This is a genomic window from Flavobacterium sp. LHD-85, from assembly GCF_030929595.1.
GTDB lineage: Bacteria > Bacteroidota > Bacteroidia > Flavobacteriales > Flavobacteriaceae > Flavobacterium.
Genome location: NZ_JAVFVR010000001.1, coordinates 1193276 through 1212632 on the forward strand (window position 1 = coordinate 1193276; position 19357 = coordinate 1212632).

The following is a 19357-nucleotide window of genomic DNA, read 5'->3' on the forward strand; positions in this document are numbered from 1 at the left end:
TCATTATGAAAAACCGAATTCTTTATATTTTCCTCATCGGTTTTTTAAGTTTGATGGTTTCCTGCGGTACTTCAAAATCAAAAAAACACACGCCAGACCTTACAGGTTTAAACGATACAAAACCTGTTGTCACCAAATTGTCTGATAGTATTTTTATTTCTGGAAAAAACTCACTTTTAAAAAATAAACAAGGTCTTTGGGAATTGTACGTAGAAGGCGATCCACTCGAAATAGGTCTTTCAACTGGTGCTTTGACCGATTCGCTTTTGCACAAACAGCAACGCATTTTCTTTTCTAAAATTACCGATTTAATTCCTTCAAAATTTCAGCAGAAAATGCTTCGTCAGTTTTTAAAATGGTACAATCGAAAATTGTATCTGAATGTTCCTGACGAATATCAAACGGAGATTTATGGCGTTTCTCAATATACTTCGAACGACTTTGATAATATCGCGCCGCAATACCAGCGTGGTCTATATCTGCATGCTGCGCATGATATTGGACACGCTTTACAGGATTTAGCTTTAGTTGGCTGTTCTTCTTTTGCGGCTTGGAATGAAAAATCGGAAGATGGAAATTTAATTCTGGCTCGAAATTTTGATTTTTATGTGAATGACGCTTTCGCGGAAAATAAAATCGCCGCTTTTATCAAACCAAAAGAAGGTTATCCGTTTATGATGGTAACTTGGCCCGGAATGATTGGTGCCGTTTCTGGAATGAATTATGAAGGGTTGACTATAACGATAAATGCTTCGAAATCTAAAATTCCGCTTAGCGCGAAAACTCCAATTTCGATTTTGACTCGTGAAATTTTACAGCACGCCAAAAATTTAGATGAAGCAGTTGCTATTGCAAAAAAAAGAAAAGTCTTTGTTTCTGAATCGATTATGGTTGGAAGTGCAACTGACAACAAAGCGATTTTAATTGAAGTTTCTCCAAATAAAATGGACGTTTATGATGTTCCTAATAGTAATCAATTAATTTGTTCCAATCATTTTCAAGGTGAAGCATTTGCAGCCGATAAACGAAATCTGGAACAAATTGCCAACAGCCATTCTGAATACCGTTACGAAAGAATGGAGGAATTGCTATCTGAAACTCCAAAAGTAAATCCTGAAATTGCTTCGGAAATTCTTCGCAACAAAGAAGGTTTAAAAGATATTTCTCTAGGATATGGAAACGAGAAAGCGCTCAATCAATTGCTTGCGCATCATGGAATTATCTTTAAACCAAAAGAAAAACTGGTTTGGCTTTCGGCAAATCCGTATCAAATGGGCGAATTTGTCTGCTATGATTTAAATGTGATTTTTGGTGAAAACAGAAATGCAGCAAAATCTTTTCAAAAAGAAAACCTGAATATTGCCAAAGATCCTTTCTTAGAAACAACCACTTTTCAGAATTTTAAAAATTTCAAAATTGAAGATCATAAAATAGATTCGATTATAAAAAAGAAAGAAACTATTTCTCCAGAATTTCTTGAGCAATATCAGGCATTAAACCCTAATTATTGGGTTGTATATTATAAGGTAGGGTTGTACTTTTACCAAAAAAAGGAATTTCTTCAGGCAAAGCTTAATTTTGAAAAAGCTTTAAGTCACGAAATCACTACAGTTCCTCAAAAAGAAGAAATTGAAAAATATTTAAAAAAAGTCAAAAGAAAATTACAATGATTCCAGCAATAGAAAAAGATTCTTTAGAAGAGATTAAAATTTTTCAAGAAAAAAAATTAGCCGAACTTTTAGCTTACATCAGCGAGAATTCTCCTTTTTATAAAAGACTTTTTGCAGGACAGAATATTGATATTTCGAAAGTAAAAACACTGGAAGATTTACAACATTTACCTGTTACAACCAAAGAAGATTTACAGCAATATAACGATGATTTTTTGTGTGTTCCGCAGCATAAAATCATTGATTATGCTTCTACTTCAGGGACTTTAGGCGATCCTGTAACTTTTGGTTTAACCGATTCTGACTTAGATCGACTGGCATATAATGAAGCAATTTCATTTGCCTGCGCCGGAATTGCAGAAGGCGATGTTGTACAGTTAATGACCACAATTGACAGAAAATTTATGGCAGGTCTTGCTTATTTTCTTGGTCTTCGAAAACTGAAAGTTGGCGTAATTCGCGTTGGAGCAGGAATTCCAGAAATGCAATGGGATTCAATTTTAAAATACAATCCGAGTTATTTGATTACGGTTCCTTCTTTCCTTTTGAAATTAATCGAATACGCCGAAATGCACGGAATCGATTATAATAATTCGAGCATAAAAGGTGCTATTTGTATTGGAGAATCTTTGAGAGAACAAGATTTTTCAATGAATATTCTATCTAAAAAAATCACTGATAAATGGAATATTAAGTTGTTTTCGACTTATGCTTCTACCGAAATGAGTACCGCATTTACAGAATGCGAACACGGAAAAGGCGGACATCATCATCCGGAATTGATCATTGTAGAAGTTTTAGATGAAAATAATCAGCCTGTAAAAAATGGAGAAACGGGCGAGCTGACTTTTACTACTTTAGGAATTGAAGCAATGCCTTTACTGCGTTTCAAAACTGGAGATATGGTTCAGTTTCACGACGAGCCTTGCGCTTGCGGAAGAAATACTTTGCGCGTTGGTCCAGTTGTCGGCCGTAAAAAACAAATGATCAAATATAAAGGAACAACACTTTATCCTCCAGCGATGAACGATGTTTTGAGCAGTTTTGATAATATCGAAAACCATTTGATTGAAATCTCTACAAACGATTTAGGCACAGATGAAATCCTGATTAAAATTGCCGTCAAAAATCAAACTCCAGAATTTTTACAGGAAATAAAAGATCACTTTAGAGCAAAATTAAGAGTAACTCCAAAAATAGAATTTGCGTCAAAAGAAATTTTAAACCCTCTGGTTTTTAACCCAATGAGCCGAAAACCAATTCGATTTTTTGACTACAGAAACATATAAAAATTTTCCACCATGTAAGTGATATAAGTTCATTTAAAAAGATTGCGTATAACAATACTACAATTAAATGAACTTATATCACTTATATGGTTTAATTTCAGCTTCTTAAATGTTTTGCTGTGAATTGAACTAAATGTTGTAATTTTGCAAAAAATTACGAAGATGGTCAAGATTGGCAACATAGAATTACCCGAATTTCCTTTATTACTAGCACCGATGGAAGATGTTAGCGATCCGCCGTTTCGCAGATTATGCAAAACGCATGGCGCGGACATGATGTATTCTGAATTTATTTCATCGGAAGGATTAATTCGTGACGCTATAAAAAGCCGCATGAAACTGGATATTTTTGATTACGAACGTCCTGTTGGAATTCAGATTTTTGGTGGTGATGAAGAAGCAATGGAAATGTCTTCTAAAATTGTTTCTACTGTAAAACCTGACTTAGTGGATATCAACTTTGGATGTCCAGTAAAAAAAGTGGTTTGCCGTGGTGCTGGAGCAGGAGTTTTAAAAGATGTGGATTTGATGGTTCGTTTAACGAAAGCGGTTATCAAAGGAACAGATTTGCCTGTTACAGTAAAGACCCGTTTAGGCTGGGATGATAGCTCAATTAATATTGATGAAGTTGCAGAAAGACTTCAAGATATTGGTGTTCAAGCTTTAACTATTCATGCTAGAACTCGCGCACAAATGTACAAAGGCCATTCTGACTGGTCGCATATTGCGCGTGTAAAAAATAACCCAAGAATTACGATGCCTATTTTCGGAAATGGCGATATCGACAGTCCTGAAAAAGCATTAAAATATAAAAACGAATACGGAATTGACGGTATTATGATTGGCCGAGCGGCGATTGGTTATCCGTGGATTTTTAACGAAATCAAACACTATTTCAAAACCGGTGAACACTTACCTGCTCCAACGGTTATTGATCGTGTAGAAGCCGCTAGAAACCACTTAAAATGGTCAATGGAATGGAAAGGTGAGCGTCTTGGAATTGTAGAAATGCGCCGTCATTATACGAACTATTTTAAAGGAATTCATTCGTTTAAAGAATTCAAACAAAAATTAGTTACCACAGATGCTCCTGAAGATTTGTTCGCTATTATGAAAGAGATTGAAGAAGTTTATGCTGGTTATGAGTTTGTTTAAAATCTCATAACAAAAGTCTAATCTTTGTCGAGCTTCTTGTGGAGATTTCTCCTTCGTCGAAATGACAAAAAATACGCAAAGATTAGCTTTGACAAAAAATATTGATAAAAAAAGACCTTCAAAATTTGAAGGTCTTTTTTGTTTATTAAACTTGAACTCGTTTCCACTTTCCTCTTTTATAGAAAAATATCCCCGTTAAAGTGATTGCAGTTTCAGCAACAGGAATCGCAATAAAAACTCCTGTTGGTCCCATATTGAAATGTTTGGCTAAAACAAAAGCAAGCGGAATTTGAAAGAGCCAAAATCCAAAGAAGTTAATTCCGGTTGGCGTCCAAGTATCTCCTGCTCCATTGAAAGTATTGATTAAAACCATTCCGATTCCGTAGAAAATAAATCCGATGCTCATAATTTGCAATGCCTCAATTGCAATGCTTTTGACTTGTAGATCATTCGTAAAAAACGAAATAATATATTGTCCAAAAACCAATGTAATAATCATAATCGAAGCCATGAAAATTACATTATATCTGGCGGTTGTATAAACCGATTTTTCTGCGCGTTCAATTTGTTTGGCTCCTAAATTCTGCCCTACTAAAGTGGCAGCCGCATTACTCAATCCCCATGCTGGAAGTATAAAAAACATCATTATTCTTAAAGCCGTTTGGTAACCTGCAGAACCGTGATCGCCTCCTGTTGTCGCAACTAATTGTGCCAAGAAAATCCAACTGCAGGAAGCAATTACAAATTGCAGAATTCCAGGTGCGGCAATTTTTACTAAAGCTTGTATCTGTTTAAAATCGGGAGCAAAATATGGAATCTTAATTTTTAAAACTCCATTTCCAAAAAACAAATGATATACTTGATACAAAACTCCAATACTTCTTCCTATAGTTGTTGCCAACGCCGCGCCGACTAATCCAAAAGCGGGAACTGGTCCAAAACCATTAATTAAAATCGGACATAAAATGATATTGCAAATATTGGCAATCCAAAGGCTTTTCATAGCAATAGCTGCATTTCCTGCTCCACGGAAAATTCCATTTATTAAAAACAAAAGCATAATGCACAAACTAGAACCAATCATAATCTGAGTAAATTGGAAACCATGTTCGGCAGATTCTACAGAAGAACCCATTAAGATCAAAATATCTTTTGCGTATATAATTCCAAGAATACTCATTACACTATTAATAGCAAATGCTACAATAATGGCTTGCATTCCAGCTTTGGCTGCAGCGACCGGATCTTTTTCTCCTATTCTTCGTGCAACAACTGCAGTCGCGGCCATACTCATTCCGATTGCAAGAGAATAAATTACTGTCAATACAGATTCGGTCAAACCAACGGTCTGAATGGCAAAACTGCTATGTTCTAAATGTCCAACAAAATATAAATCGACTAGAGCAAAAACCGATTCCATCATCATTTCTAAAACCATCGGAATGGCCAATAGAATTACGGCTTTTTTAATGCTTCCAGAAGTATAATCAAAAGATTCGTCGCCTTTTAAGGCTTGTTTAATTGTGGTAAAAATTTTAGAAAATAAACTTTTCTTTATAGATGTTTCTGTCATGATATTTTAGAATAAAAATGATAAAGTTGGTCCAGATGTATCTTAATCTGAACTAAAAAAAGTAAACGTAAGTATCCTAATTATTCTAAAAAATAAAATAGGATTAGGCAGAAACAATCATATGCTGTAGATTTTCAAAGCAGTAAATATAAGTAATATTTCTAAAGAAGAAATTAATCGAGTAATTTTTTACTTACTCGGCTGCTTGCAATTAATGAAGCAACAAATCCTAATGAAATTATTGTTGCCATCACGATTAGAACATTTTCTACTGTAAAAACAACAGGATAAGCCAACGTTGGCGTGATCATGATAAGTTCAAATTTCTGTTGTAATATTACTAAGATTATGCCTAAAACAAGTCCGATTAAGCCACCAAAAACGCTTAATAAAGTTCCTTGTAACAAAAATATTTTTCGAAGATCACCGATATCTGATCCTAAATTGAAAAGCGTTTTAAGATTTCCCTTCTTTTCTAAAATCATCATAATCAGTGCACCGATCAGATTAAAAAGTGCCACGATGATAACTAAGGTAAAAATAAGGTAAACCGCTATGTTTTCGGTATTGAGCATTTTGTACAGCGACTCATTTAATTGTGCTCTATTTTTTAAAGTAATTTTATTTTTAAAAATAGAATTAAGCTGTGTCTTTATTGCGCCTTCGTCTGCGTTTTCTTTTAATTTAAATTCTAATCCTGAGATTTGATTGTGTTTGTACATTAACAATTCTTGTACTAAACCTAAATCTGCAAATACATATTTTGAATCTAAATCTTCGCTGATGGAGTAAATTCCAACAGGCATAACATCAGTTTTATTGAACGCTTCTTCAGGATTTTCTATTCCCCCTTTTCCTGGTTTTGGAGCAAAAATCTGGAGCGGGTTTTCAAAATCCAAAATTCCCATGGAGAAATTTTGAGCTAAGCCATAACCAATTACGACCTGAAAAGTATCTGGTTTCAGCCATTGCCCATTAAAAAGTTTTTTCTTGATATCGTTAACAACTGGATATAAGCTGTCAGTGCCTTTCAAATATGTAACTTGCTGTTTGTCTTTGAATAAAAACAGAACGCGCTCTTCTATGATTTTTGTGTAAGAAGCAACACCGTTGATTTTCTTAATCTGATTTTCCTGATCGGGTGTAATTAAAAAAGACTTTCCGTATGTACTTGTCAATTTTAAATCAGGATCAATTTCGTTTGTAAACGAAAGACTGAAGACCTTTAATCCGCTGAAAACAGATAAAACAACAAACAAAGCCATTGTACCAACAATGATTCCCATGCTGGCAATACGATTGATAATATTAATAGCATTGTTTTTACTGCTGCTAAAAATATAACGTTTGGCTATGTATAAAGGGAAATTCAAATTATGACTTTCTTCTTTTTTCTAAAAGATCACGATTTTCTATAGGGTTTTCTTTTCCTGCAAGTGCATTGTCAATTTTCTCTATATAATCTAAAGAGTCGTCGATAAAGAATACTAAATTTGGAACACGACGCAATTGCAAACGAACACGTTGTGATAAATCATGTTTGATTAATGTTGTATTGGTTTTAATTGCTTCTAAAGTTTCTTTGGCTTTTTCTTGCGGAAAAATACTTAGATACACTGTTGCCACAGACAAATCTGTAGTCACACTTACTTTGGATACTGAAATTACCAAGTTTGTAATTCCGTTTTTTCTCACTTCACCTTGCAAAATGTCAACCAGATCTTTCTGAAGAACACCGCCTATTTTTTTCTGTCTATTTGTTTCCATACTGCAAAAATACTAAAATTTAGTCGTATTACATGTTCTTTTAATTGTTTTAAAAGCTGATAAAGATCATAGCGTTTGAGAGAATTATTCTACATATTTGATGTAAATATAAAACTAATCTATCATGAAAAAAAGAGAACCAATCAGTCATATTATGACAAAAACTGTAGTTACTGCAAACGAAAAAGATGATTTAAAAACTGTAGTCGAAAAATTAAAAGCAAACACAATTCGCCATATTCCGATCGTAAAAGGTAAAGAAGTAATCGGAATAATTAGCCGAACTGATATTAACCGATTAACTTTTGGCGCTTTGTTTGAAGGTCAGGACAATGCTGATGAAGCTATATTAGAAATGCTAACTGTTCCTCAGGTAATGACTTCGAAGCCAAAAACTGTTTCGTCTGATACCATAATCAGAGATTTAGCTGAAATTTTTGTGAAAGAAGATTTTCATGCCCTTCCTGTTGTTGATAAAGGTGAACTTAAAGGAATTGTAACAACTACCGATGTTGTAAAATATTTTTTAGAGCAATACGATTAAATATATAATTGAATAAAAAAGGGAGCTAAATGCTCCCTTAAATTTTATCTGCTTTGCAACCATCCTTCCGGATTATTGTTTGATGTATTTTGTAGAATCAAGAATTTAATAATGGTTTTTCCAGTATCGCCACTTGTTCTCACTCTTCCGATGTTTTGCTTAATTGTCACTTTATCCCCTTGACTTACAGAAACAGAACTTAAGTTTTGATAGACGGTAAAAAAGTCTCCATGCTGGATTACAACTGCTTTATTTACTGGAGACAAAACGATAACCTTAGAAACTTCTCCAGCAAATACTGCTCTAGCGCTTGCGCCATCTTCTGTTGTAATTTCAACTCCGGAATTATGAACTGTAATTGACGGATGCAATGGGTGTGGCTGATCTCCATAACCTAGAGAAATAAATCCTTTCTCTACTGGCCAAGGCAATCTTCCTCGGTTCGCTTTAAAGTCAGCAGCTAAAATTTTATCTTCTGGCGTCAATGCAATTTTAGAAGAAGAAACTGGTGCTTTTGCTTCACTAGAACCTGGATTTGCTTTTGCTCTTTCTGCAGCTGCTTTTCTATTGGCTTCGGCAATTGCTTCACGAATTAAACGATCAATTTGTCTGTCAATTCTCTTAGCTTCACTTTGTTTTGATCGAATATCCGCGGCTATTTTATTTTTATCTTTTTTAAGAGCATTAACTAATTTTTGCTGTTCTTTTTTCTCTGCTTCCAGAGTAACTTTTTCTTTCTGGTTTTCAGCAATTACCTTCTTTTTTATTTGTCTTTGACCGTCCAGTTTAGCATTAAAATCTACCAACTGAGCAGTTTTGGACTGAATTTCTAGACCTTGGTTTTTTCTGAAAGCAGTATATTGCTTTAAATATTGTGCTCTTTTATAAGCTTGCAAAAAACTTTCAGAAGACAAAATGAACATAGCACGGCTTTGCTCAGAACGGCTTTTGTACGATTTTAAAATCATCTCCGCATAATCTTCTTTTAGAACTTTTAGTTCTTTTTTAAGCTTATTTACCTGAACTTGATTAATATACATGTCATTACTAAGCAGCCTTTCTTGTTTTGCCGTAGTATTAATTAATTTCTCTTTAAGTTTGATTTTATTCGCCTGAATTAAATATTCATTCACAGCAGATTTCTCTTTTTTTCGAACAGACTGAAGCATCTTTTCGTTATCTCTGATTTCCTGCTGAATTTGAGCTTTACGCTGTTCCAGTTTTTCTTGCTGAGAATCTTGCGCCCATACAAATGTAGTGGCACAAATTAAAACTAGACTTAGGAGAAATTTTGGCATGTTTCTGTTTTTATTTTTGCAAATTTACTTAATTGTGACTTTTTTATAACCGCTTGGAACGCTATACGGAAAAGAAAGTTCTTCATTAAATGAAATATTGTTGTAATTTAAGTTAATACTTGTTTTACCTTTTGGCTGAACGGCATTGATTTCTATACTTGTTGGTAATATTCCCTGATCAAAAACTTTAGTGTCTGAATAAGCGATTTGCAACGTTCTATTTTCAGATGGCTGCGAAATCTCTTCTTTCTGAATCAAGTATTTTTCTCCATCTAAGAAAAAAGTTTTCTTTAAATTGGCATCTTTTTCTTCGTCCAATCTAAAAAGATTATCTACAATAGTCTGAGTATATTTTCCTTTTCTTAAATCGTCAAAAGCTTCTCCAACCAATAGATTTTGAACTTTAGAATAATCTAAATCTGTTCCAAGCCATTTGCTTAAACTTGTAAAATCGCCTTCATAATAAGTCCCGTTCATTTTTTCATAATAACTTACTGCAGAAGGTGTTATTAAAGCTTTAGCCATTGTAATTCCTAAGAAACGAACGCTAATTAAAATCTGCTTGTCTTTTTCGATTCTAATTTCGGCAGTAACATTTTGGCTTTGTTTTTCATCAGTATATCTTGCGCTCGCTTTTATGTACAAAGTCGAAAAATCTAACTTGTTATCGTAATGTTTTTCAATTACTTTTTTGTCTTCTTTTGGTGCAATTGTCTGGCTTGTATTTCCTTGCACCGCTACTGCTTTCGATTTACATGAAATTACAGCAATAGACAATACTAGTATTGATATATATTTTTTCATTTAAGTTCTCTTTTTATTTTTTCTTTTTTAATACTTCATTTGCCTTCAAAAAGTATTCCTCTTTTTTCTTTGCATCTCCTAGTCCATTGTATGCCTCTCCTAACTGAATATTAAAATTCGATTCTAATTTTACGTCATCCACTACATAATCAAGACCCATTTCTAAGACGGTTTTTGCATTTTTAAATTGTTTCAGCTGATTGCTTCCTAAACCAGCATAATAGTAAAACTGAGCCTGACTCGGATAAACTTCAATCAGCATCATGGCTCTTTTGGTCATTGGCTCGTATTGTTTTGCCTGTGCATACGCTTCCAGCAATAACATATTGGTCTCAAGATTAGTATCTGAATTGGCGCTTAAATCTTTTTCATAATATTTAATGGCATTTTCAAATTGTCCTTTGCTATGATAAAATTTTCCAATTTCTTTAGCAACATCAACATTCTTATCATTATCAAAATAGGAAATGGCTTTTTCTAAATCGGCAGAATACTGTGGATTTTTATTTACATAAATCAAAAATTCATTCAAAGTTCTGTGTTTGATTTTTGAATCGATTTTTGAACTTGCTAAAATCACATTCATCGATTTTATAGCTTTATCCGCCTGATTGGCATCCAAATAAGTTTTAAACAAACTCACCTGTCCCCATTCTGAATTTGGAATTTCTTTAGCCAGCTGTTTTGCTACTTCAAGTGATTTCTCATTTTCATTGTTTTTTGAATACAATAAAATAAGATTCAAATAATTTGATTCTTCTTTCGGATCTTTTTTAATTTGCTGAACTAAATTATCAATTTCAGCATTTTGATATTTTCCCTGAGATAAAATCTGAGCCTTATAAATCTCGCGATCCGAGGATTTTCCGAACTTATCGTTCATTTCATTAATCGCTGTCAATGCCTTGTCATACTGATTGGTAATCATGTACAGCGAAATCAAATCATCTTTATATTCTTCGTCAAAAACAATTATTTTTTGAATAATATCAATTGCCAGAGGATAATTTTTGGTCTCATAACTTACATCGTAAATTCCGAGCCAGAACCATTTGTTTTTAGGATCAAGCTGTGTGGCTTTTTCAAAAGCGGTCTGTGCGTTCTGATATTCTTTAAGCGCAAAATAGTTTTTTCCTAATTCAAAATAAGCAACTGCATCATTGGGTTTAAGTTTGATACATTTCTCCAATGATACAATAGCTTTATCATAATTTTCAATTCCTTTTTGTTTTAATGATTCATAAAACGAGTCTTGATATTCATCTGTTGTCATAGCAATGTCTTCGGGTTCTGTCTGAGCAAAAACCGAAAATGATGTGCTGAATAACGCAAAAACCAATAATGCAAAAACTCTTTTTTTAATCATTTCTAAAAATTACATTTTAAACAAAACGAAACTTTCTTAATTTTTATTTTATTCTAAAACAGCGTAATCTCCAATGCTGATGCTTTTAAATTTACCATCGTAACTTACATGATTTCCAATCATTGCATTATCTAAAGCAGCGTTTTTAATTTGAGAATAAGTCTGAATCAAACTGTTTTTGATTGTACTGTCTGTTACATGACAACCATTTCCAAGCGAAACATTTGGGCCGATTGTAGTGTTTTTCAAAACAACATTTTCTCCAATATAACAAGGAGGAATAATAGTTGAATTTTCTAAAGTTACTCCATAATCTACTAAATGTTCTCCGTCATTGTGTAGAAAACCTAACATTCTTGTATTGGTTTCAACCGTAACATCTTTATTACCGCAGTCCATCCACTCGTCTACACTTCCAGTTTTGAAAACTTTTCCGTTTGCCATCATCGCTTTTATACCATCATTAATCTGGTATTCTCCGCCATTCTGAATATTATTATCCAAAACATTCTGAAGTTCATTTCTTAAAATTCCAACTTCTTTAAAATAATAAATTCCGATAACGGCTAAATCGCTAACAAACTCTTTTGGTTTCTCAACCAATTCTATAATTTCATTATTTTGGTTTAGTTTTACCACACCAAAAGCTTCTGGTTGCTCTACTTGTTTTACCCAGATTACAGCATCTGCTTCTGGATCTAATTCGAAATCTGCTCTAATTAAAGTATCTGCGTAAGCAATTACAGCTGGTCCAGAAAGAGATTCTTTAGCACACATAATAGCATGCCCTGTTCCTAGCGGCTGATCTTGACGATAAATTGAGGCTTTTGCTCCTAATCCTTTTGCCAAATCTTCTAAACTTGCTACAACATCATCTCCAAAAAAGGCTTCATCTCCTAAAATAAAAGCAACTTCTTCAATTGGTTCTTTTAATATTTTGGCAATATCTTCAACTAAACGGTGTACAATCGATTTTCCGGCAACTGGAATTAACGGTTTAGGAACCGTTAATGTATGTGGCCTCAATCTTGATCCGCGGCCTGCCATTGGCACAATTATTTTCATTCTTTATTTGATTTTATGGGAAGATCTCTCAAGATCTTCATTGGGTTTGGTCTTTCTTTTTTATTATTTCACGCCAGTGCTTCCAAAGCCTCCTTCACCTCTGGATGTTTCAGAAAGTGTTTCAACTTCTATCCACTCAGCTCTTTCGTGTTTTGCAATAATCAGCTGTGCAATTCGTTCTCCATTTTCGATTACAAAATCATCATTAGATAAATTTACTAAAATTACTCCGATTTCTCCTCTGTAATCTGCATCAACAGTTCCTGGCGAATTTAAAACAGTCACTCCTTTTTTTGCAGCCAGACCGCTTCTTGGTCTTACTTGTGCTTCATAACCAATTGGTAACTCAATAAAAAGTCCTGTTTTTACAATTGTTCTTTCTAAAGGTTTTAACGTAATAGGTTCGATAATATTGGCACGCAAATCCATTCCAGCAGAAGCAATCGTTTCGTAATTTGGTAAATCGTGCTGTGATTTATTGATAATTTGAATTTTCATTTTTGAATATAATTTTCTTAAAACGTCTTATTTTTTCATTATTCCTTTAATGGTATCTTTTTCAAAATGGTAAACCATATACATAAAGATTAAAAGAAGTGGAATTCCAACATAATATTTTTCTCTAAATCCGTAAAAAGAAATAATTGAAAACAATATGGAAACCCCTAAATAAGCACCAATCTTGTTCATATCATAAGGAATTGGATAATATTTATTCCCCAAAACATAAGAAATAAGCATCATACTTCCGTAGGCTGAAATGGTTGCAATTGCAGAACCATAATAACTATACTTCGGAATTAAAAGATAATTTAAAATTAAGGTTACAATCGCACCAACAATAGAAATGTAAGCCCCGATTTTTGTTTTATCAGTAAGTTTATACCAAACTGATAAATTATTGTAAATGCCTAGAAAGAAATTCGCTAAAATAATAAGCGGTACAACTTTCATTGCTTCCCAATACGATTTGTTGTCTAATAACAGGTATTTTAAAACATCTGCAAAAACAATTACACCTAATAAAATCAATGATCCTAAAATCACAAAATATTTGGTGATAACGGCATAAGTCTGTGGAGCATTTTCATTTTTAGCATGACTAAAAAAGAAAGGTTCAATTCCTAATCTGAAAGCTGTAGCAAAAAGAACCATAAATAATCCTAATTTGTAACAAGCAGAATACGCACCAACTTCAGATTTTGCTAAGTTTTCAGGAAGCAAATAGCCTAATAGAATTTTATCGAAATGTTCATTTACAGCAAAAGCCAATCCGGCAACCAAAATAGGAAGTCCGTATTTCATCATTTTTTTCCAAAGTACAGGATCAAACTTTCGCCCAAGCGAAAGATAATTAGGAGAAAGCACAATAAATGTTGCTAAACTTGCTAGAAGGTTTGCAATGAAAATATAAGCAATCTGGAAATTTTGCACATACAAATTATCCCAAACAGAATTCGGGTTTGCCTCTGCCAATTTTGGAAGATAAATCAAGAAGAATATATTCAGCAATAAGTTTATTACAACATTTCCAATCTTAATCGCCGCATAAACCATTGGTCGTTGATTGGCTCTAAGTTTTGAAAACGGAATTAAGACCAGTGCGTCTAAAACTAAAATCCAAATAGTATAGGTAATATACTGAACATCTACTTCGGCTAAGTTTGCCAATGTGTTTCTAAAAATCAATCCAGCGAAAAGAAAAATTATCGACGTCCAAAATATTGAAATAGTAGATGTTGCGATTACATTTTTCTTATCCTCTTCGGCACTATAAAATCTAAAAAATGCAGTTTCCATTCCGTATGAAAGAACCACATTAAAGAAAACCATCCAAGACAATACGATCGAAACTTCGCCATACTCTGCTGTAGGCAAAATTCCTGTATACAATCTCACTAATAAAAAACTCAGCATTCTTGGTAAAACTGTAGCCAGTCCGTAAATTGCCGTTTGCTTGAATAGATTTTTATATAATCCCAAAATATAATTCTAATAATGTTTGTAAGACAAAAATAACCATTTCTTTTGTTTAATGGTGCTTTTGTTGATGCAATAAAGAAAACTTCTAACTGTTTTTAAACCGTTAATTTCTTTTCGTCCAAAATTTTTACAAAATGAAATCCTTTTGGTGCATAACCCTGATTATAATAAAATCTATGGGCTCCAAAATTTCCTGTAAACGCATCCAAAACGATACTACTGCAATTCAACTCTATTGCTTTTTTCTCTACATATTCCGTAAGCATTTTTCCAATTCCTTTGGATCTGTATTCAGGATTTACAACAAAATTATCTATCTCCAGATATTTTCCTGTCCAAAGTTTTGTTGCCGACCAACATCCCGTTAGACCAAGACAAGCCTCTCCTTCAAATACCGCAATTTGAATATAATTATGAGAAAGCATTTCAAAGAGAAATCCGTGATACTTCTCTAGGGATATATTTGGATATAAAAATCGAATCGTATTTATTTGAGCTGTCATATCTTCAATGGTCGTGAGCTCTCTTATTTGTAAAGTCATGTTATAAACGAAATAGAATTCAAAAATACTTAAAATATAAGGCAAGCCAAGATGAATTAAACTTTGAAAAATAAATTTTAACAAAAAAAGAAGAATTATTGTACAAAGTAATCTTAAAATACTTATCTTTAACTAATTATAACACGTTTTTTTAACAGAACATGTGAAATATATAAAATTTAGTTAAAAATTATGTAACATTTTTTTTACAGTCTTTGATTAAATTTGTTTCAAAGGGAATGAGAAAGCTAGATACAACCCTTTTAAAAAAAGAAGCACTGGGACTAATAAAGCTTGTTTGTTCCCATAAAAGACAAAGCACAAGGGATTGATTCAGCTGTAATGTAACCCTAATAAAAACAGAGCACTGGGACTAATAAAGCTTGTTTGTTCCCATAAAAGACAAAGCACAAGGGATTGATTCTGCTGTATTGTAACCCTTAAAAAAACAGAGCATTGGGATTAATAAAGCTAGTTTGTTCCCATGAAAGACAAAGCACACAGAGTTATCTGTCTATTTTTATAAAATGGTAGTGATTCTCAACTTAACTGTAATTTGAGAATCACCATTTTATAAAAATATTTTTAAAAAAGAATAAAACTTCCAATAAAAAGAAAAGCCAGCGTTAGCTGGCTTTCTTTTGTTTATTATAGAATAGATTATCCATTCAAAGCTTCTGCTCCACCAACAATTTCCAAAATCTCACTTGTAATTGCAGCCTGACGAGCTTTGTTATAAGTTAATTTCAATTGGTTTCTTAAAGCAGTTGCGTTATCTGTTGCTTTGTGCATTGCTGTCATACGCGCTCCATGCTCAGAAGCAAATGAATCACGAATACCTTTGTACAATTGTGTTTTTAAAGACTTCGGAATTAAAGCCAATACGATTTCTTCTTTTCCTGGCTCAAAAATGTAATCTCCAGAAACTGCAGCTGCATCGGTATTAATAGGCGCTAACGGTAAAAACTGCTCTACTTGAACAATTTGAGTCGCAGCGTTTTTAAACTGATTGTAAACTAACTCAATTCTGTCGTATTCTCCAGTTAAAAACTTTTGTGTTAAATCATCTGCAATTCCAGCAACATTTTCAAATGTCAAATTATCAAAAATTGCATTATGATGACCGTGGATTTTATGCGTTTTAATTAAAGCATCTCCACCTTTTTTACCAATGGCAAAAACGTCAACTTGCTTTCCAGCATAAAAATCAGTACGATTCTTAATCTCTTTAATAATATTTGAATTGAAAGCACCACATAAACCTCTGTTTGAAGTTACAGCAACTAACAATACTTTTTTTACTTCACGTTGTGTAGTGTAATCTCCTCCTATTTCACCTTCTAGTGTAGCAGAAAGATCTTGCAATAACTCCGTTAATTTCTCGGCATAAGGACGCATTGCAGTGATTGCATCTTGTGCTTTCTTCAGCTTTGCAGCAGAAACCATTTTCATAGCCGATGTAATCTGCATCGTCGATGAAACGGAAGTAATTCTATTACGGATTTCCTTTAAATTTGCCATCTATTAATTAGAAAATGTGACAATTTTAAAATTAGATAATTAGAAAAATGCTTACCATTCTCTAATTATCTAATTTACAATTATCTTATTAGTTATATTTTGCTGAAACTTCTTTTGCTGCTTTTTCGATAACATCTGTAATTGCGTCATCTAATTTACCAGCTTTCAAAGCATTAAGTGTATCTTTATGTTTGCTGTTTAAGTAAGCTAAGAAATCTGCTTCAAATTCTTTTACTTTATTTACAGGAACATTTTTTAATAAGTTTTTAGAACCAGCATAGATAATAGCTACCTGGTTTTCAACTGTATAAGGATCATTTAAACCTTGTTTCAAGATCTCAACGTTTCTTTTTCCTTTTTCAATTACGTTTAAAGTAACAGAATCTAAGTCAGAACCAAATTTAGCGAAAGCTTCTAATTCACGGAATTGAGCTTGGTCTAATTTTAAAGTTCCAGAAACTTTCTTCATTGATTTAATTTGAGCATTACCTCCAACACGAGATACAGAGATACCTACGTTAATTGCAGGACGAACCCCAGAGTTGAACAAATCCCCATCAAGGAAAATCTGACCATCTGTAATAGAGATTACGTTTGTTGGGATATATGCAGAAACGTCACCAGCTTGAGTTTCGATAATTGGTAATGCAGTTAATGAACCACCACCTTTTACGATAGATTTGATAGAATCTGGTAAATCGTTCATGTTTTTAGCAATACCATCATCAGCGATTACTTTACAAGCACGCTCTAATAAACGAGAGTGTAAGTAGAAAACGTCTCCAGGATAAGCCTCACGTCCCGGTGGTCTTCTTAATAAAAGAGAAACCTCACGGTAAGCAACAGCTTGTTTAGATAAATCATCATAAACGATAAGAGCTGGACGACCAGAATCTCTGAAGTATTCTCCAATTGCAGCACCAGCGAATGGAGCATAAACTTGCATTGGAGCTGGATCAGAAGCGTTAGCAGCAACGATAACTGTATAAGCCATTGCTCCTTTTTCTTCTAACATTTTTGCAATTCCTGCTACAGTTGAAGCTTTTTGTCCAATTGCAACATATATACAGAATACAGGTTTTCCTGCATCGTAAAATTCTTTTTGGTTTAAGATTGTGTCGATACAAACAGTTGATTTACCTGTTTGACGGTCACCAATAACAAGCTCACGTTGTCCACGACCAACTGGGATCATAGCATCAACAGCTTTTACACCTGTTTGCAATGGCTCAGTTACTGGCTGACGGAAGATAACACCAGGTGCTTTTCTTTCTAAAGGCATTTCGTATAAGTCACCACCGATTGGTCCTTTTCCATCAATTGGAAAACCAAGAGTGTTAACAACACGTCCTACCATTTGCTCACCAACTTTAAGAGAAGCAATACGTTGAGTTCTTTTTGCTGTAGATCCTTCTTTAATACCAGTTGATGGTCCTAATAATACAACCCCAACATTATCCTCCTCAAGATTTAATACGATACCTTCCATACCGTTATCAAATTCCACTAACTCTCCATATTGTACATTAGACAGCCCGTAAACACGAGCAATACCGTCTCCAACTTGAAGTACTGATCCTACTTCCTCTAGTGTAGCACCAGATTCAAAACCTTCTACTTGCTTTCTTAATATTGCTGAAATTTCAGCAGGTTTGATTTCCGCCATCTTAATTTATAATTTAGACACTTTTTGTGTTATAAAACTAATTACTTAACTCTCTTTTTAATACTTGTAATCTGTTAGCAACTGAAGCGTTGTACTGATTATCTCCTATTCTCAAAATAAATCCACCAATAATTGAAGGATCTACTACATTTTCTATTGTAATCTTTTTATCTGATAAAGTTGCAACTTTTGCTAAAACTTTAGCTTCTAAAGCAGCATCCATTGGGATAGCTGTAGTAACTTTTGCTACTTCAACTCCATTGTTTTCATCAAATAATTTATTGTATTCTAATGCAATTGCATCTAGAATTTCAAATCTTTTGTTTTCGAATAATAAACGGAACAAACCTTTAGTTACTCCATTTACATTTGCAAAAACTTCTAAAAGAGCACTTTCTTTAACTTCAACAGTAGTTGTTGGGTTTTGAATAAATGTGCTCAACTCTTGATTCGTCTCAATTGCATTTGCAATTGATTTCATATCGTTATTGACAGCTTCGGCAACACCTTTAGAGTTTGCTAAGTCTAGAATTGCTTTTGCATAACGAATTGCTGCTCTTGTACTTGCCATAATCTTAGTTTAACTTTACGTCACCTAATAATTTCTCTACTAATTTAGTTTGAGATTCTTTATTAGATAATTCTTCTTTCAATAATTTTTCAGCAATACTCAAAGATAGAGTTGAAACTTGAGATTTCAATTCTGCCATTGCAGCATTCTTTTCGCTTTCGATAGCTGCTTTAGCTTGATCAATCATTTTTTGACCTGCTTCTTGCGCTTCGTTTTTAGAATCAGCAATCATTTTCTCTTTCATTTCGCGAGCTTCTTTTAACATCGCGTCACGTTCAGCACGAGCTTCATTCAAAATTCTTTGATTGTCAGCTTGTAAGTTTTCCATTTCTCTCTTTGCGTTTTCAGCAGAAAGCAATGCATTTTTAATACCTTCTTCTCTAGCAGTAATAGATTCCATAATTGGTTTCCAAGCAAATTTTACTAAAAGTAAAATCAAAACTACCAAGATTAAAGCTTGCCAGAAGAATAATCCGAATGAAAAATCGTTAATTAACTTATCCATTTTATATAACTATATTAAATATTTAATTTCTTTTTTAA

The 19357-nt window shown here is 33.4% G+C and carries 18 protein-coding genes; 4 read left to right on the plus strand and 14 right to left on the minus strand.

Annotated features, from left to right (window positions below):
* Window positions 1–5 precede the first annotated feature (5 nt).
* The 3 genes from RB618_RS05140 to dusB all read left to right on the plus strand — a co-directional run bounded on the left by RB618_RS05140 (window position 6) and on the right by dusB (window position 4114).
* Window positions 6–1670, plus strand: coding sequence for a C45 family peptidase (locus RB618_RS05140; protein WP_308067777.1), 1665 nt, complete (start codon window positions 6–8; stop codon window positions 1668–1670).
* Window positions 1667–2959, plus strand: coding sequence for an AMP-binding protein (locus RB618_RS05145; protein WP_308067778.1), 1293 nt, complete (start codon window positions 1667–1669; stop codon window positions 2957–2959). Before RB618_RS05140 ends, RB618_RS05145 begins: the two co-directional genes overlap by 4 nt.
* Window positions 2960–3121: 162 nt before the next feature.
* Window positions 3122–4114, plus strand: coding sequence for a tRNA dihydrouridine synthase DusB (gene dusB / locus RB618_RS05150; protein ID WP_308067779.1), 993 nt, complete (start codon window positions 3122–3124; stop codon window positions 4112–4114).
* Between the two features lie 145 nt (window positions 4115–4259).
* Here dusB and RB618_RS05155 read toward each other — a convergent pair whose 3' ends face one another.
* The 3 genes from RB618_RS05155 to rbfA all read right to left on the minus strand — a co-directional run bounded on the left by RB618_RS05155 (window position 4260) and on the right by rbfA (window position 7454).
* Entirely contained in the window at window positions 4260–5687 is a 1428-nt protein-coding gene (locus tag RB618_RS05155; RefSeq protein ID WP_308067780.1) for an MATE family efflux transporter, read from the minus strand.
* Between the two features lie 173 nt (window positions 5688–5860).
* Window positions 5861–7060 carry an FtsX-like permease family protein gene (locus RB618_RS05160; protein ID WP_308067781.1) on the minus strand — a complete coding sequence of 400 codons (1200 nt, stop codon included), beginning with the start codon at window positions 7058–7060 and terminating at the stop codon, window positions 5861–5863.
* Window position 7061: 1 nt separating this feature from the next.
* Entirely contained in the window at window positions 7062–7454 is a 393-nt protein-coding gene (gene rbfA, locus RB618_RS05165; protein ID WP_144216310.1) for a 30S ribosome-binding factor RbfA, read from the minus strand.
* Window positions 7455–7578: 124 nt separating this feature from the next.
* Between rbfA and RB618_RS05170 the strand changes: the two genes are divergently transcribed.
* A complete protein-coding gene (locus RB618_RS05170) occupies window positions 7579–7998 on the plus strand; it encodes a CBS domain-containing protein (RefSeq protein ID WP_308067782.1) in 420 nt (139 codons plus the stop codon).
* Between the two features lie 44 nt (window positions 7999–8042).
* Here RB618_RS05170 and RB618_RS05175 read toward each other — a convergent pair whose 3' ends face one another.
* The 11 genes from RB618_RS05175 to RB618_RS05225 form a co-directional block, all read right to left on the minus strand.
* A complete protein-coding gene (locus RB618_RS05175) occupies window positions 8043–9296 on the minus strand; it encodes a peptidoglycan DD-metalloendopeptidase family protein (RefSeq protein WP_308067783.1) in 1254 nt (417 codons plus the stop codon).
* Window positions 9297–9320: 24 nt separating this feature from the next.
* The gene (locus RB618_RS05180) at window positions 9321–10100 is read right to left on the minus strand and encodes a DUF4292 domain-containing protein (protein ID WP_308067784.1); all 780 of its coding nucleotides are present in this window, start codon (window positions 10098–10100) and stop codon (window positions 9321–9323) included.
* Window positions 10101–10113: 13 nt separating this feature from the next.
* The gene (locus RB618_RS05185) at window positions 10114–11466 is read right to left on the minus strand and encodes a tetratricopeptide repeat protein (RefSeq protein WP_308067785.1); all 1353 of its coding nucleotides are present in this window, start codon (window positions 11464–11466) and stop codon (window positions 10114–10116) included.
* 48 nt (window positions 11467–11514) lie between these two features.
* Entirely contained in the window at window positions 11515–12531 is a 1017-nt protein-coding gene (locus RB618_RS05190) for a sugar phosphate nucleotidyltransferase (RefSeq protein ID WP_308067786.1), read from the minus strand.
* Between the two features lie 63 nt (window positions 12532–12594).
* Window positions 12595–13029, minus strand: a complete 435-nt coding sequence (dut, locus tag RB618_RS05195; protein ID WP_008465845.1) for a dUTP diphosphatase — start codon at window positions 13027–13029, stop codon at window positions 12595–12597.
* 27 nt (window positions 13030–13056) lie between these two features.
* A complete protein-coding gene (locus RB618_RS05200; protein WP_308067787.1) occupies window positions 13057–14514 on the minus strand; it encodes an oligosaccharide flippase family protein in 1458 nt (485 codons plus the stop codon).
* A gap of 95 nt (window positions 14515–14609) precedes the next feature.
* Entirely contained in the window at window positions 14610–15056 is a 447-nt protein-coding gene (locus RB618_RS05205; protein ID WP_308067788.1) for a GNAT family N-acetyltransferase, read from the minus strand.
* Between the two features lie 660 nt (window positions 15057–15716).
* A complete protein-coding gene (atpG, locus tag RB618_RS05210) occupies window positions 15717–16577 on the minus strand; it encodes an ATP synthase F1 subunit gamma (RefSeq protein ID WP_201999192.1) in 861 nt (286 codons plus the stop codon).
* Between the two features lie 88 nt (window positions 16578–16665).
* On the minus strand, window positions 16666–18243 hold the full coding sequence (atpA, locus tag RB618_RS05215; protein ID WP_095930606.1) for a F0F1 ATP synthase subunit alpha: 1578 nt from the start codon (window positions 18241–18243) through the stop codon (window positions 16666–16668).
* Between the two features lie 37 nt (window positions 18244–18280).
* Window positions 18281–18814, minus strand: coding sequence for an ATP synthase F1 subunit delta (gene atpH / locus RB618_RS05220; RefSeq protein WP_308067789.1), 534 nt, complete (start codon window positions 18812–18814; stop codon window positions 18281–18283).
* 4 nt (window positions 18815–18818) lie between these two features.
* A complete protein-coding gene (locus RB618_RS05225) occupies window positions 18819–19319 on the minus strand; it encodes a F0F1 ATP synthase subunit B (protein WP_308067790.1) in 501 nt (166 codons plus the stop codon).
* Window positions 19320–19357 lie beyond the last annotated feature (38 nt).

What these genes read in the sequence shown, in the direction of transcription:
- RB618_RS05140 (WP_308067777.1), top strand. Translation starts at nt 6, where the DNA reads ATGAAAAACCGAATTCTTTATATTTTCCTCATCGGTTTTTTAAGTTTG.
- RB618_RS05145 (WP_308067778.1), top strand. Translation starts at nt 1,667, where the DNA reads ATGATTCCAGCAATAGAAAAAGATTCTTTAGAAGAGATTAAAATTTTT.
- dusB (WP_308067779.1), top strand. Translation starts at nt 3,122, where the DNA reads ATGGTCAAGATTGGCAACATAGAATTACCCGAATTTCCTTTATTACTA.
- RB618_RS05155 (WP_308067780.1), bottom strand. Translation starts at nt 5,687, where the DNA reads ATGACAGAAACATCTATAAAGAAAAGTTTATTTTCTAAAATTTTTACC.
- rbfA (WP_144216310.1), bottom strand. Translation starts at nt 7,454, where the DNA reads ATGGAAACAAATAGACAGAAAAAAATAGGCGGTGTTCTTCAGAAAGAT.
- RB618_RS05170 (WP_308067782.1), top strand. Translation starts at nt 7,579, where the DNA reads ATGAAAAAAAGAGAACCAATCAGTCATATTATGACAAAAACTGTAGTT.
- RB618_RS05175 (WP_308067783.1), bottom strand. Translation starts at nt 9,296, where the DNA reads ATGCCAAAATTTCTCCTAAGTCTAGTTTTAATTTGTGCCACTACATTT.
- RB618_RS05180 (WP_308067784.1), bottom strand. Translation starts at nt 10,100, where the DNA reads ATGAAAAAATATATATCAATACTAGTATTGTCTATTGCTGTAATTTCA.
- RB618_RS05185 (WP_308067785.1), bottom strand. Translation starts at nt 11,466, where the DNA reads ATGATTAAAAAAAGAGTTTTTGCATTATTGGTTTTTGCGTTATTCAGC.
- RB618_RS05190 (WP_308067786.1), bottom strand. Translation starts at nt 12,531, where the DNA reads ATGAAAATAATTGTGCCAATGGCAGGCCGCGGATCAAGATTGAGGCCA.
- dut (WP_008465845.1), bottom strand. Translation starts at nt 13,029, where the DNA reads ATGAAAATTCAAATTATCAATAAATCACAGCACGATTTACCAAATTAC.
- RB618_RS05205 (WP_308067788.1), bottom strand. Translation starts at nt 15,056, where the DNA reads ATGACTTTACAAATAAGAGAGCTCACGACCATTGAAGATATGACAGCT.
- atpG (WP_201999192.1), bottom strand. Translation starts at nt 16,577, where the DNA reads ATGGCAAATTTAAAGGAAATCCGTAATAGAATTACTTCCGTTTCATCG.
- atpA (WP_095930606.1), bottom strand. Translation starts at nt 18,243, where the DNA reads ATGGCGGAAATCAAACCTGCTGAAATTTCAGCAATATTAAGAAAGCAA.
- atpH (WP_308067789.1), bottom strand. Translation starts at nt 18,814, where the DNA reads ATGGCAAGTACAAGAGCAGCAATTCGTTATGCAAAAGCAATTCTAGAC.
- RB618_RS05225 (WP_308067790.1), bottom strand. Translation starts at nt 19,319, where the DNA reads ATGGATAAGTTAATTAACGATTTTTCATTCGGATTATTCTTCTGGCAA.